Below are 13,186 nucleotides of genomic sequence, written 5' to 3'. Positions count from 1 at the left end.
ATGTCACGGTACGACTGGGGTAGGACGCACCCGGGCATCGAGCGGCTGGAGAAGGCGGTGGGCGAGCGCCGCGAGGCGGTCGTGCGGCACCCGCTCTACGCCGCTCTCGACACCCACGAGGCGCTGGTGACCTTCATGGAGCACCACGTCTTCGCCGTCTGGGACTTCATGTCCCTGCTGACCTCGTTGCAGCGGCAGCTCACCTGCGTCACCGTGCCGTGGATCCCCACCGGGCCGACCGGCAGCCGCCGCCTCATCAACGACATCGTCATGGTGGAGGAGAGCGACGAGCTGGGGGAGGGCTACATCAGCCACTTCGAGCTGTACGTGCGGGGCATGCGCGAGGCCGGCGCCGACACCACCGCCGTGGACACGCTGATCGACCTGCTGCGGGCCGGCCGGCCGGTGGCCGAGGCGCTGGTGGCGGCCCGGGTGCCCGCGCCGTCGACGGCGTTCGCCGGCACCACCTGGCGGATCATCGAGAGCACCCCGGTGCACTGCCAGGCCGCCGCCTTCGCCTTCGGCCGGGAGGACCTGATCCCCGACATGTTCACCCAGGTCGTCGCGGTCAACGAGCGCAGCCGGCGGCTGCACACGTTCGTCGACTACCTGGAGCGGCACATCGAGGTCGACGGCGAGCAGCACACCCCGATGGCCATGCAGATGCTCGCCGACCTGTGCGGCGACGACGACGCCAGGTGGCAGGAGTGCGCGGACACCGTCAACACCGCGCTCGCCGCCCGCGCCCGGCTCTGGGACGACATCCTCGCCGCCGTCAAGCAGGGGCGCGAGCGGTGACCGACGCCGACCCGGTCCGGCTCTACCGGACGGTCCGGCTGATCCGCCGCTTCGAGGAGCGGGCGATCGAGCTGGTCCGCTCCGGGCACGTCGTCGGCGGCATCCACCCGTACCTCGGGCAGGAGGGGATCGCCGCCGGGGTCTGCGCGGCGCTGCGGGCCGACGACGTGGTCGCCGGCACCCACCGGGGGCACGGGCACGTGCTCGCCAAGGGCGCCGACCCGGCCCGGATGATGGCCGAGCTGTGCGGCCGGGTCACCGGCCTCAACGCCGGCCGGGGCGGCTCGATGCACGCCGCCGACTTCGCGGTCGGCGTGCTCGGCGCCAACGCCATCGTCGGCGCGTCCGGGGCGATCGTCACCGGTGCGGTCTGGGCGCGCCGCCGCCGGGGCGACGACGTCGTCGGGGTGAGCTTCTTCGGCGACGGCGCGGTCAACGAGGGGATGCTGCTGGAGGCGTTCAACCTGGCCGCGCTGTGGCGGGTACCGGTGCTCTTCGTCTGCGAGAACAACGGCTACGCCACCACCATGCCCGTCGCGGGCGCGGTCGCCGGCAGCATCCCCGGCCGCGCCGCCGCGTTCGGCATCCCGGCCGCCGTCGTCGACGGCCAGGACCCCGAGGCGGTACGCGACGCCGCGAGCGCCGCCGTCGACCGGATGCGCGCCGGCGGCGGCCCCGAGCTGATCGAGGCCCGCACCTACCGCTTCGACGCCCACCACACCTTCGAACACGCGGTACGCCTCGACTACCGCCCGCCCGACGAGGTGGCCCGGGGCCGCTCCCGCGACCCGGTGGACATCCAGGGCGCCCGACTGCCCACCGCCGTACGGGCCGACGTGGACGCCGAGGTGGAGGAGGTGCTGACGCGGGCCGTCGAGTTCGCGCTCGCCAGCGCGGAACCGGACCCGGCCGACGCCCTCGCGCACCTGTACGCCAGCGGCCTGACCGCGCGCACCGGAGGTGGCTAGCGATGCCCAGGCTCTCCTACCGCAAGGCGCTCACCCGGGCGCTCGCCGACGAGCTGGCCCGCGACGAGTCGGTGTTCCTGCTCGGCGAGGACATCCGGGTGGCCGCCTCGAACGTCACCGCCGGGCTGCTCAAGCGGTTCGGCCCGGACCGGGTGCGCGACACCCCCCTGTCGGAGCAGGCGTTCACCAGCTTCGCCACCGGGGCGGCCCTGGCCGGGATGCGACCGGTGGTGGAGTTCCAGATCCCGTCGCTGCTGTTCCTGGTCTTCGAGCAGATCGTCAACCACGCGCACAAGTTCCCGCTGATGACCGGCGGGCAGTGCGCGGTGCCGGTCACCTACCTGGTGCCGGGCTCCGGCTCCCGGACGGGCTGGGCGGGGCAGCACTCCGACCACCCGTACAGCCTCTTCGCCCACGTCGGGGTGACCACTGCCGTGCCGGCCACCCCGGCCGACGCGTACGGGCTGCTGGTGTCGGCGGTGCGCTGCGACGACCCGGTGGTGGTCTTCGCCCCCGCCGGGGCGCTGGACGTCCGCGCCGACGTGGACCTCGCCGCGCTCACCCCGGTGCCGCTGGGGCGCGCCCGGGTGCACCGGCCCGGCGACGACGTGACAGTGGTGGCGGTCGGGCACCTGGTGCACGACGCCCTCGCGGTCGCCGAGGAACTCACCGACCAGGTGTCGGTGGAGGTGTTCGATCCGCGCACCCTCCACCCGTTCGACTGGGAGGCCCTCGCCGAGTCGCTGCGGCGCACCGGGCGGCTGGTGGTGGTGGACGACGCCAACCGCTCCTGCGGCATGGCCGGGGAGATCATCGCGACGATGGTCGAACGGGTGCGGCTGGTGGCGCCGCCGCGCCGCGTCACCCGCCCCGACGGCGCGGTGCTGCCGTTCGCCCCGGCGCTGGACCGGGCCGTGCAGCCCAGCCGCGAGCAGCTCCGGACCGCCATCGGACACGTCATGAAGGAGGGATGAATGGACGACGTCGACTACCGCTGGCCCTCCGCCGCGCGGGCGTGGCTCGACCTGCCCGCGCCGGTGCGCGCCGAGATGGTGGCCGCCGGGGCCGACTGCTGGCGGGAGGTCTTCGACGGCCGGGCCACGTACAACGAGCAGTGGCGGCTGGCCCGCCCGCCGGTGATGGACGAGACGTCGCTCGGCGTGCTCAACGCCGTCGCCGACCGGATCGCCCAGCTCGTCTTCGAGGCGTGCCGGCGGCGGGCCGGCACTGCCGGGGAGCTGCGCCGGCTGCTGGACGTGCCCGACGGCGAGACCCGGCTGCTCGACGACGACGAGCCGCTGACCGGGGCGCTGCTCGACGCGTTCCGGCCGGACGTGCTGCTCAGCGACGGGGTGCCCCGGTTCGTCGAGTACAACATCGACAGCAGCCTCGGCGGGGCGTTCGACGCGGACACCACCGTGCGCCGCTTCGTCGAGGTCTACCGGCGGCGCGGCCTCACCGACCGGGTCCGCCTCGCGGCGGCCCCCTCGGCCGTCGACCGGCGGTTCGCCGCGATCCGCGCCGGCCTCGGCCTGCCCGAGGGTGCCCGGGTCGCCATGCTTATCGACTTCGACGCCGAGTACCCGGGACTCGACGACCCGCAGCGGTTCATCCGGCTGCTGTCGCCGGTCGTCGAGCGGGCTGCCGCCTGCGGCATGGACCTGGTCGTCGCGCCGGTCTCCCAGGTCACGCTGGACGACCGGAAACGGCTCGTCGCCGGCGGCGCCCCGGTCGACGGGGTGTTCCGGCTCTTCGTGCCCAACCGGGTCACCCCGAGCGCCGGGGTCGACGCCCTGGCGGCGGCGCTGGCCGCGGGCACCGTGCCGATGTGGGTGTCGACGGCGGCGTGGCTGGTCGCCAACAAGCGGGCCTTCGCCTGGCTGTGGGAGGACGCCGACACGCTGCCGACCGCCGACCGGGACCTGGTGCACCGGTACGTGCCGCGTACCTGGTCGCTGACGGCGGACCTGCTCGACCGGGCGGTCGCCGACCGGGCCGGCCTGGTGGCGAAGCCGGCCGACGGCTCCGCCGGGGTGGACGTGCTGATCGGCCGGGAGACCGACGCCGACGCGTGGCGCGACGGGCTGACCCGCGCCGTCGACCGGGGCGGCTTCATCCTCCAGGAGTACGTGAGGGCCGACGACGTCGGGCTGGACTTCGTGCACATCGGGACCGGCGAGACGGTCGCCGCCGAGGTGCCGTACAGCATCGCCCCGTACCTGTTCGGCCGCCGGGCCGCCGGCGCCTGCATCCGTACCGGCTTCCCCGGCTGCGACGGCGTGCTCAACCTGGCCCGAGGCGTCCTTCTCTCCGGCCTGCTGGTGGTCGACTGACGCCGCGCGGCGCGGCGGCTCGGCCCCGCCCTGGTGACCGGGTGCGGAGTTCCGGCGGATCCCGTACGCCGCGCCGCGCAGACGTTTGCAAGAGTCGATGTGAGCGGTTTGACTGGGGGTCGTCGACGACGATCGCCGTTTGCCTGAAGGAGCCCGCCATGGGTCTTGGTCATCGATGGCTGTCGCGCACGGCGGCGGTGACGCTGCTCGTCCTCGCCGGGCTGGCCGTCCCCGGCGGTCCCGCTGCGGCGGCGAACGCGGATCCGAAGTTCACGTTCGACGTGACCGGTACGACGGTCCCGTCGGGAGTCGGGAAGAAACGGCTCCACCTCAGGCTCACCAATCTGACCGACAGGACGCCGAGAGGGGCGATCTTCCACGTCCGCCCAGGCGAGCAGGACTGGCCGGACGGGATCTCCCTGATGTGGCCGGAGGGCGGTGGCTCCGGCGAGTGCGACGGCGACGCCGCGGGTTGGTACTGCCGGATCGGTCCGAACGCGCTTCCGGAGCTGCTCCCGGCAGCCGGCGAGACGGTGGATCTTCCCTTCGACGTCAACGTGCAGGAAAACCAGCAGCCCTACGAAGGCAGGTTCTCCGTCGAGGCCGGCATGGCCTGGGGCGACGAGCCGATGCAGACCGCTGCCCCCAAGTGGTTCACGCTCAGGTTGGTCGACGATCCCGAAGCCGATCTGTCGGTGGTGGCGCCGGACGTGAAGCAGTCGGTACGCATCGGCGCGGGCGGCCGGCTCGAACCCACCGGGACGTTGCAGCCGGGTGAGACGGGCGCGGTGCGGTACCGGATCGCCAACCAGGGCCGCAAGGCGGTCGGTGGCGTCAAGGTCACGCTGCGCCTGCCCGAGGCGGTGACGTTCACCCGACCGCCGAAGGAGTGCGTCGTCGCTCGCGACCGGCGGTCGGCCGTCTGCACCTACGCCACGCTCGCGCTGATCCCGGCCGGCCAGGACACCGACCCGACCGACGGCAGTCACTCCGCCGTCGAGCTGCACGATCTGGTGACGGTCGCGGCCGCCACCAAGGCACCCGCCACGTTGGCGGGCGGGACGGTGCAGGTCGAGGGCCTGGCCGCGCGGACGGACGGCCGCTCCGGCCTGCCGCGCACCGGGCTGCCGGCGAACGCCGTCGCCGTGCCGGCGGCCGACGTGGACGACAGCGACAACCGGGACGGGTTCGCGGTCCTGGTCGCGGCGAAGGGCGGTGCCGGGGACGACGACGGTGGCGACGGTGGCGGTGGCGGCGACGGCGGTGGCGACCTGCCGATCACCGGGCCGCGGGCAGGACTGGTCGCGGGAACCGGTCTCGCCCTGGTGGCGGGCGGCGGAGTCCTGTTGCTCCTCGCCCGGCGCCGCCGCGTGGTCGCGGTGCCCGGCGGGGGCGGGACGCCTGCCGCCTGATCTTTCGCCACGGGATCCCGCCGGGCAGGATGGCCGGGTGGGTGGCGCGCGGGTGGGGCTGACGGTCGACGAGCTGCTGCCGGTGGCGCGGGCGGCGTTCGGGCGGGGGCGGGCGCTGGTCTCGGTACGGCGGCTGACCGGCGGCACGAAGAAGGGCGTCTACCGGCTGACCCTCGACGACGGGTCCACCGGCGTCGCCTACGTGTGGCACCCCGGGGAGGACTACTGGCCGGCAGAGGCGGCACCGGCGCCAGACGACCCGTTCGGGCACGCCACCGGGGCCGGCCTGTTCGCCTCAGCGCACCGGGAGCTCACCGCCGCCGGGGTGCGCGTGCCCCGGCTGCTGCTGCACCCCACCGCGACCCTGCTGCCGGGCGAGGTGGCCGTGGTGGAGGACGTCCGGGGCGGCACCCTGCACGACCTGCGCCGGCGCGACCCGCGCCGCGCCGGGGCGGTGTCGGCCCGGCTGGGTGACGCCGTCCGGAGCATGCACGCCCGGCGTCGCGACCGGTACGGCCGCCCAGAGGTCGACGCTCCGACGGCGGATCGGCCGGTGGAGCGGCTCGTCCTCGACCGGGCGCTGCGTGACCTGGCCGAGGCCGCCGCCCGGGTCGAGCGGATCGCGGCCGTACGGGACCGCCTCGCCGACGCCCTCGCCGAGCGGTACGCCGCCGTCGCGCCCCGCTCCCGCCACGGACTGATCCACGGCGAACTGGGCCCGGACCACGTGCTGGTCGACGACCGGGACCGCCCGGTGCTCGTCGACATCGAGGGCACCATGTTCTTCGACGTGGAGTGGGAGCACGCCTTCCTCGAGCTGCGCTTCGGCGACGACTATCCGGCGCTGGCCGTGCCCGGTCTCGACGAGGACCGGCTGCGCCTCTACCGGCTCGCGACGTACCTGTCGCTGGTGGCGGGCCCGCTGCGCCTGCTCGACGGCGACTTCCCCGACCGGGCCGGCATGCTCGCCATCGTCGCGCACAACACCACCCGGGCACTGGACCAGCTTGCCTGAGCCCTGCCGCCGGCGCCGGTGGTGGCGGGGGCGTGCGGTGGCGGCTGCACGCCGGGGAGCGCGGAGGTCAGGCCTCGTTGAGGTAGGCGAGGACGGCGAGGACGCGGCGGTTGTCGTCGGAGGACGGGGGGAGACGCAGCTTGCCGAAGATGCTCGCGGTGTGCTTGCCCACGGCGCTCTCGCTGAGGAACAGCCGCTGCGAGATGGCGGCGTTGGAGCGGCCCTGGGCCATGAGTTCGAGGACGTCCCGCTCGCGTGGCGTGAGGCGGGCCAGGGGCGAGGCGGTGCCGCCGGCCGTCAGCAGCTTGGCGATCACCTCGGGGTCCATCGCGGTGCCGCCCGCCGCGACGCGCCGCACGGCGTCGATGAACTGGTCGGCGTTCAGGACGCGGTCCTTGAGCAGGTAGCCGACCGCGCCGGCCCCGTCGGCCAGCAGCTCCCGGGCGTAGAGCTGCTCGACGTGCTGGGACAGCACCAGCACCGGCAGGCCCGGGACGTCCCGCCGGGCGGCCAGCGCCGCCTGGAGGCCCTCGTCGGTGAAGGTCGGCGGAAGCCGCACGTCGACGATGGCCACGTCGGGCCGGTGCCGGGCCAGGGCGGTGCGTAGGGACGGCCCGTCGCCGACGGCCTCGGCGATGGTGAAGCCGTGGCTCTCGAGGAGCAGGACCAGCCCGTCCCTCAGGATGTGGAGGTCTTCGGCGAGGACGACGCGCACGGGATCTCCATGGTGACGACGGTGGGTCCGCCGGGCGGACTGTGCAGGGTCAGGGCTCCGTCGAATGTAGCGAGCCGCCGCTGGACGCCACGCAGCCCGGTTCCCGCGGTCGGGTCGGCCCCGCCGGGACCGTCGTCGGCCACCACCATCCGGAGCACCCCGTCGCGGTGCGACAGCGAGACGGAGATGTGGGCCGCGCAGCGGGCCGCGTTGGTGAGGGCCTCGCAGGTGACGAAGTAGGCGGCCGACTCGACCGGCGCGTCGAGCCGGCCGGGCAGGTCGACGTCCACGTCCACCGGCAGCGGGGTGTCGAGTGCGATCGCCCGGATCGCGTCGCCGAGTCCGCGTTCGGCCAGCACCGGCGGATGGATGCCGCGTACCAGGTCGCGCAGCTCGGCCAGCGCAGCGGCGGACGTCTCCTGCGCCTGCGCCAGCACCAGCCGCGCCCGCGCCGGGTCGGTCTCCATGAGCCGCGCGACGGCGGCCAGGCCGAGCCCGACGGCGATGAGGCGGGCCTGGGCGCCGTCGTGCAGGTCGCGTTCGATGCGGCGCAGCTCGGCCGCCTGCACGTCGACGGCGTCGGCCCGAGTGGTGGCGAGGTGCGCGACCCGCGAGGCGAGCACGGCGGTCGCCGTGGGGGTGAGCAGGAGCCGGTCCCACGCCAGCCTCAGCCTCATCAGCGGGCCGGCCAGGCCGAGCCCGAGCAGCGCCATGGCCAGCCCGAGGGGCATGCTCGCCCAGTCCGGTAACCACGGCCCGACGAGGCCGACGTGCGCGAAGCCGAACCACAGGTAGAACGGGGTGACCCAGTAGCCGGTGGACAAGCCGATCGGCACCGCCCAGCCCGCCCAGGTCAGCGGCTGGCAGAACAGGCCGTAGAACCCGAAGCCGACCAGGACCGCCGGGACGAACGAGAGCGGGGCCAGGACGAGCGAACCCAGTGCCCACAGCTGGTCGCGCCAGGTGGCCGGGTCGCCGAGCAGCCACCCCGGCCGCTGCCCCTGGACGGCCGCCACGATATCGGTGTAGAGGACCCGCCCGACCCGGTAGTTGCCGTCCTCGCCGGGGCGGGGCGGCGGCGGGTACGGCCGGTACGGTGCGGGCAGGTCGGCGCTCGTCCACCGGCGGACGTGGCGTCGGTAGAGCTCCACCACCGACCGGGTGGCCGGCAGGGTGTACGGCAGCAGCCCGCCCCAGGACACGACGGCGGTGAGCAGGTTGAGCAGCACGCCGCCGAACGCGGCGAGGGACAGCCCGGCCAGGCCGGCCGTCCGCCAGGTCGCGGCCGACGCCCGGGCGACCCAGCGCCCGACCGCCGTCCGGGGCGGCTCGCCGCTGCCCAGCAGCACGCCGGTCCACCGCCCGAACGCCCGCAGCGCAGCCGGCGCGAGCAGGAACGCGGCCACGATCGCCGCGACGGCCACCGGCACCGACCACGCGAGCGGCCAGGGGGGCGACGCGAGCAGGAACCCGCCGGCCGTGATCAGCGCGGGCGGCACCAGGAGCGGGACCGCGCCGGTGACCGGGGTGAGGATCAGCCACACCCACTCCCGGCCGAGCGTCGGGTCCTTCGCGTGGTGGTCCAGCGTGAGCAGGAACGCCGGCACCCGGGGCGACCTGAACACCGTGTCCCCGTGGACGTACCAGCCGTCCGCACGCCGGTGCGGTGCGAGTGGCGGCGACCGTACGGGCTCGGGGAGGTCCGCTCCGGCCCAGGCGCGGGCGAGCCGGCGGGCCAGCGCGGTCAGCCGGAACTGGCCGGAGAGGCCGAGCGGATAGGGGATCACCAGGATGGCGGCGACCACGAGGAGGTGCCCGTAGGCGAACCCGGCCGCGACCAGGACGACCAGGACGACGCAGCGCGGTACGGCGAGCACGAAGCGGGTCACGGGTCGAGTCTTCGCCGCACCGACCGCCACCGCATCGGGGCAGGCTACCGACCAGGGGTGGGGCTGGGTACACCCCCACCGGGCGGCTGGACCCATTCTGCGCGCCCGCCGCGATTCCTAGCGTTGCCGGCATGTCAGTCATCGAGGTGCGCAACCTCCGCAAGCAGTACGGCGGCCAGGTGGCCGTCGCCGACGTGTCGTTGAGCGTGGAGGAGGGCGAGATCTTCGGGCTCGTCGGCCCGAACGGCGCCGGCAAGACCACCACCGTGGAGTGCGTCGAGGGGCTCCGGACCCCGGATTCGGGCACGGTACGGGTGCTGGGGCTGGACCCGTACCGGGACCGCGCGGCGGTGCGGCGGAAGTTGGGCATCCAGCTCCAGGAGAGCCAGCTGCCGGACCGGATCAAGGTGTGGGAGGCGCTCGACCTCTACAGCTCGTTCTATCCGCACCCGGCCGACTGGCGGGAGCTGATGGACGAGCTGGGCCTGGCCGCCAAACGGAACACGGTGTTCGCGAAGCTCTCCGGCGGCCAGAAGCAGCGGTTGTCGATCGCGCTCGCCCTGGTCGGCAACCCGAAGGTGGCGATCCTCGACGAGCTGACCACCGGCCTGGACCCGCAGGCGCGGCGGGACACGTGGGAGCTGGTCCGCCAGGTCCGGGACCGCGGCGTCACGGTCGTGCTGGTGACCCACTTCATGGACGAGGCGGAGCGCCTCTGTGACCGGTTGGCGGTCATCGTGGCCGGCCGGGTCGTCGCCGTCGACACCCCCCGCAACCTGATCGCCGGTGCCCAGGTGCCCGGCGTCGAACGGCCCACCCTCGAGGACGCGGTCCTCTCCCTCACCGCTGCCAGGAGCCTCCGATGACCGCCCTTGCCAGGATCGTCCGCGTCGAGGCGAAGCTGTTCCTCCGGGATCCGGTCGGCACGTTCTTCGCCATCGCGTTCCCGGCCCTGCTGATCCTGGTGCTCGGCCTGGCCCTGCCGGGGACCCGCGACCCGTCGGAGGAGATGGGCGGCCGGCGTCCCGTGGAGGTCTACCTGCCGATCACCATGACGCTGGCCATCGCGACGGTGACGATGGTGACGCTGGTGGCCGTGGTGGCCAGCTACCGCGAGCGGGGCGTCCTGCGCCGGCTGTCGACCACCCCGGCCTCGCCGACGGCGTTGCTCGTCGCGCAGGTGGCCGTGAACGTCGCCGCACTGCTGGTCGCCTGCGGCCTGGCCTGGCTGGTGGCGGCGACCGTCTTCGACGTCTCCCCGCCCGGCAACGCGGTCGGTTTCGTGCTGGCGTTCACGCTCGGGGCGAGCGCGATGTGCGCCGTCGCGCTGCTCGTGGCGGCGGTCACGCCGAGCGCCCGGGCCTCGTCGGGGGTCGGCCAGCTGATCTACTTCCCGATGATGTTCTTCGCCGGGGTGTGGACGCCGGGGCCGCAGATGCCGGACCTGGTGCGGAAGATCGCCGACTTCACTCCGTTGGGGGCCGCGTCCCTGGCCGTGCAGGACGCCTGGGTGGGCGCGTGGCCCACGCTGCTGCACCTGACCGTGATGGCGGCGTTCACCGTGGTGCTGGGCGGGATCGCGGCCCGCTACTTCCGCTGGGAGTGATCCGCCGCCGCGAGCGGCACGGACCGCCGACGACGTCGACGCAACGGGGGGCGGCGTCGTCGGACGGTCCCGGTCGGCGCGGTCACCGGGTCAGGCCCACCCGGGCGGCCAGGTGCGCCACGCCGGCCGGCGCCGCGCCGCCGCCCGCCACGACGGAGCCACCGCCCTGGCCCGGTCGTCGGCCAGCCGCGCCGCGTCTCACCAGCACCGACGCGCTGATGCGGTACGCCCGCACCAGCCGGACGATTGGTCGTTCCGGTCTCCTGCCTGGTAGAACTGTACCGTCGGGACGGTTTAGTTCTAGGGGGACCGGATGAGTGCGGCGTTGAGCCCCACGCGTCGCTGGGCGTCGCTGGCCGTGCTGGTTGGCGCCGTGTCGTTGCTGGCGATCGACGCGACGGTGCTCTACCTGGCGGTGCCCTCGCTGACCACGGAGCTGTCGCCGACGGCGACGCAGGTGCTGTGGATCGGGGACATCTACTCCCTGGCCCTGGCCGGTCTGCTGGTGACGATGGGCAACCTGGCCGACCGGATCGGCCGGAAGCGGTTGTTGCTGATCGGCTCGGCCGCGTTCGGGTTGGCCTCGACGCTGGCGGCGTTCGCCCCCTCGGCGGAGGCGCTGATCGCGGCCCGTCTGCTGTTGGGCGTGGCCGGTGCGACGATCATGCCGTCGACGCTGTCGCTGATCCGGAACATCTTCACCGATCAGATCGAGCGGACGCGGGCGATCGCGATCTGGTCGGCTGCGGCGGCGAGTGGCATCGCGCTCGGCCCGCTGGTGGGCGGGGCGCTGCTGGAGCACTTCTGGTGGGGCTCGGTGTTCCTGATCAACCTCCCGGTGATGCTGCTCGTGCTGATCGTCGGCGGGTGGCTCCTGCCCGAGTCCCGCAACCCCGCCCTGGGCCGGTTCGACCTGGTCTCCAGCGGGTTGTCGATGCTGACGATCATCCCGTTCGTGTACACGATCAAGAAGCTCACCGCGGGCGCGTTCGGCGCCACCGCCGCCGTCGCGATCGTGGCGAGCGTGGTCGGCGGGGTGCTGTTCGTGCGTCGTCAGCGGCGGGTCGCCTCGCCGATGATCGAGGTGGACCTGTTCCGCAATCCCGCGTTCAGCGGGGCGGTGCTGGTGAACTTCATCTCTGTGTTCGCCCTCAGCGGCGTCCTGTTCTTCTTCTCCCAGTACCTCCAGCTCGCCCGCGAGCTCAGCCCCCTGCGGGCGGGGCTGGCGCAGTTGCCTGCGGCGGTGGCGGCGATGGCCGCGGTCGCGGCCGTCGGATTCCTGCTCACCAGGCTCGGGCGGGGACGGGCCATCGCCGTCGCCCTGCTGACCGGGGCCGTCGGACTGGCGATCCTGGCCGCGCTGGAAGGCAGTGAGCAACTGGGCTGGGTGCTGCTCGCCATGGTCCCGCTGGGCCTGGGGATCGGTGTGGCCGAGACCCTCAGCGTCGACGCCGTGGTCTCCGCGGTCCGCCCGGCCAAGGCCGGCGCGGCGGCGTCGGTCGCGGAGACCGCGTACGAGCTCGGCGTCGCCCTCGGCATCGCGATCCTGGGCTCCGTCATCACCGTGCTCTACCGCTTCCACCTCGCCCTCCCCGCGGATGTCGCCGGCGGGGCTGCGACCCGGGCCGAGGACTCCCTGGCGGCGGCCAGCACGGTCCTGGCGCCAGGCAGCGCGGCACTGGAGGCCGCGCAGGAGGCGTTCGTGTCCGCCATGCAGGCAACTACCCTGATCGCGAGCGCGGTCATGGTGATCGCCGCGATCGTGGCCTTCACGCTCATCCCGAACCACAAGGACGTTGCGCCAGCGGAGCACTGACCTCCCGGTGTTCGTGACCGGAGGAGAAAGGACGTCGACATGGCACGGACCGCTGGGCGCAGCGCAGCCGAAACGAGACGGCTCATCCTGGACGCTGCCGCGCGTCTCATCAGCAGGCATGGCACCGCGGTGCCCGTCTCGGACATCGCCGAGGCGGCCGGCGTGTCCAAGGGCGGTCTGCTCTACCACTTCCCCAACAAGGAGGAACTCCTCAGTGGTCTGGCCAACCATCTGATGGGCCAGTTCCGCCACGACGTCGAACAGGTCGCGGCCGAGGAGGAGGAAGGAACGCCGGGCAGGCTCACGAGGGCGTACATCCGGGTGAGCTTCGCCCACGCCGGCGACCTCACCGGGCTACGCGACTACGTCGCCCTCGCCGCGCATCTCATGTTCGAACCCGGCCTGGAGGCGCTCGCACAGCAGGACGCGCAACAGTGGCGGGAGGCTCTCCTCGACGACGGCCTCGAACCCACGATCGTCCGCATGGTCATCGCCGCCGCGGACGGCAGCAACAGCGCACCCCTGTGGGGCGCCATCCTCGACGACGCCGACCGCGACCAACTGGAAGCGGACCTGATCGCCCTCACCTACCGCGACCACGTCCAGGTCGGCTCGCGGAATACCGACGTCTGAC

General features: G+C 73.8%; 13 protein-coding genes. 10 read left to right on the top strand and 3 right to left on the bottom strand.

The window, feature by feature from the left end; genetic code table 11:
* The 6 genes from AC0OO9_RS01235 (at position 1) to AC0OO9_RS01210 (ending at position 6,526) form a co-directional block, all read left to right on the top strand.
* Positions 1-798, top strand: coding sequence for a DUF3050 domain-containing protein (locus AC0OO9_RS01235; protein WP_484514880.1), 798 nt, complete (start codon positions 1-3; stop codon positions 796-798).
* Positions 795-1,766, top strand: a complete 972-nt coding sequence (locus AC0OO9_RS01230; RefSeq protein ID WP_484514879.1) for a thiamine pyrophosphate-dependent dehydrogenase E1 component subunit alpha — start codon at positions 795-797, stop codon at positions 1,764-1,766. Before AC0OO9_RS01235 ends, AC0OO9_RS01230 begins: the two co-directional genes overlap by 4 nt.
* Positions 1,767-1,768: 2 nt before the next feature.
* Positions 1,769-2,740 carry an alpha-ketoacid dehydrogenase subunit beta gene (locus tag AC0OO9_RS01225; RefSeq protein ID WP_484514878.1) on the top strand — a complete coding sequence of 324 codons (972 nt, stop codon included), beginning with the start codon at positions 1,769-1,771 and terminating at the stop codon, positions 2,738-2,740.
* Positions 2,741-4,099 (top strand): ATP-grasp domain-containing protein, encoded by a 1,359-nt coding sequence (locus AC0OO9_RS01220; RefSeq protein WP_484514877.1) that lies wholly within the window; start codon positions 2,741-2,743, stop codon positions 4,097-4,099.
* 158 nt (positions 4,100-4,257) lie between these two features.
* Positions 4,258-5,511, top strand: a complete 1,254-nt coding sequence (locus AC0OO9_RS01215) for a COG1361 family protein (protein WP_484514875.1) — start codon at positions 4,258-4,260, stop codon at positions 5,509-5,511.
* Positions 5,512-5,548: 37 nt separating this feature from the next.
* Positions 5,549-6,526 (top strand): phosphotransferase family protein, encoded by a 978-nt coding sequence (locus tag AC0OO9_RS01210; protein ID WP_484514873.1) that lies wholly within the window; start codon positions 5,549-5,551, stop codon positions 6,524-6,526.
* A 67-nt stretch (positions 6,527-6,593) separates the two neighbouring features.
* Here the strand turns inward: AC0OO9_RS01210 and AC0OO9_RS01205 are convergent, their stop codons facing one another.
* Positions 6,594-7,241, bottom strand: coding sequence for a response regulator transcription factor (locus AC0OO9_RS01205; protein ID WP_484514871.1), 648 nt, complete (start codon positions 7,239-7,241; stop codon positions 6,594-6,596).
* Entirely contained in the window at positions 7,205-9,130 is a 1,926-nt protein-coding gene (locus AC0OO9_RS01200) for a sensor histidine kinase (protein WP_484514869.1), read from the bottom strand. The genes AC0OO9_RS01205 and AC0OO9_RS01200 overlap by 37 nt, the downstream gene beginning before the upstream one ends.
* 131 nt (positions 9,131-9,261) lie before the next feature.
* Between AC0OO9_RS01200 and AC0OO9_RS01195 the strand changes: the two genes are divergently transcribed.
* Both AC0OO9_RS01195 and AC0OO9_RS01190 read left to right on the top strand, forming a co-directional pair.
* On the top strand, positions 9,262-9,996 hold the full coding sequence (locus tag AC0OO9_RS01195) for an ABC transporter ATP-binding protein (RefSeq protein WP_484514867.1): 735 nt from the start codon (positions 9,262-9,264) through the stop codon (positions 9,994-9,996).
* On the top strand, positions 9,993-10,736 hold the full coding sequence (locus AC0OO9_RS01190; protein ID WP_484514865.1) for an ABC transporter permease: 744 nt from the start codon (positions 9,993-9,995) through the stop codon (positions 10,734-10,736). Before AC0OO9_RS01195 ends, AC0OO9_RS01190 begins: the two co-directional genes overlap by 4 nt.
* Positions 10,737-10,818: 82 nt before the next feature.
* On the opposite strand, the gene AC0OO9_RS01185 is transcribed toward AC0OO9_RS01190, so the two are convergent.
* Positions 10,819-10,971, bottom strand: coding sequence for a hypothetical protein (locus AC0OO9_RS01185; RefSeq protein WP_484514863.1), 153 nt, complete (start codon positions 10,969-10,971; stop codon positions 10,819-10,821).
* Positions 10,972-11,049: 78 nt separating this feature from the next.
* On the opposite strand from AC0OO9_RS01185, the gene AC0OO9_RS01180 reads away from it, so the two are divergent.
* On the top strand, positions 11,050-12,552 hold the full coding sequence (locus AC0OO9_RS01180) for an MFS transporter (RefSeq protein ID WP_484514861.1): 1,503 nt from the start codon (positions 11,050-11,052) through the stop codon (positions 12,550-12,552).
* 39 nt (positions 12,553-12,591) lie between these two features.
* A complete protein-coding gene (locus AC0OO9_RS01175; RefSeq protein ID WP_484514859.1) occupies positions 12,592-13,185 on the top strand; it encodes a TetR/AcrR family transcriptional regulator in 594 nt (197 codons plus the stop codon).
* Position 13,186: the final 1 nt, after the last annotated feature.

The organism is Micromonospora sp. USAFONa4 (genome assembly GCF_057197825.1).
This window is presented reverse-complemented; position numbering and strand designations above follow the sequence as displayed.

Excerpts from the sequence above, each read along its gene's own strand:
- AC0OO9_RS01235 (WP_484514880.1), top strand. The coding sequence starts at position 1 with ATGTCACGGTACGACTGGGGTAGGACGCACCCGGGCATCGAGCGGCTG.
- AC0OO9_RS01225 (WP_484514878.1), top strand. The coding sequence starts at position 1,769 with ATGCCCAGGCTCTCCTACCGCAAGGCGCTCACCCGGGCGCTCGCCGAC.
- AC0OO9_RS01220 (WP_484514877.1), top strand. The coding sequence starts at position 2,741 with ATGGACGACGTCGACTACCGCTGGCCCTCCGCCGCGCGGGCGTGGCTC.
- AC0OO9_RS01215 (WP_484514875.1), top strand. The coding sequence starts at position 4,258 with ATGGGTCTTGGTCATCGATGGCTGTCGCGCACGGCGGCGGTGACGCTG.
- AC0OO9_RS01195 (WP_484514867.1), top strand. The coding sequence starts at position 9,262 with ATGTCAGTCATCGAGGTGCGCAACCTCCGCAAGCAGTACGGCGGCCAG.
- AC0OO9_RS01190 (WP_484514865.1), top strand. The coding sequence starts at position 9,993 with ATGACCGCCCTTGCCAGGATCGTCCGCGTCGAGGCGAAGCTGTTCCTC.
- AC0OO9_RS01180 (WP_484514861.1), top strand. The coding sequence starts at position 11,050 with ATGAGTGCGGCGTTGAGCCCCACGCGTCGCTGGGCGTCGCTGGCCGTG.
- AC0OO9_RS01175 (WP_484514859.1), top strand. The coding sequence starts at position 12,592 with ATGGCACGGACCGCTGGGCGCAGCGCAGCCGAAACGAGACGGCTCATC.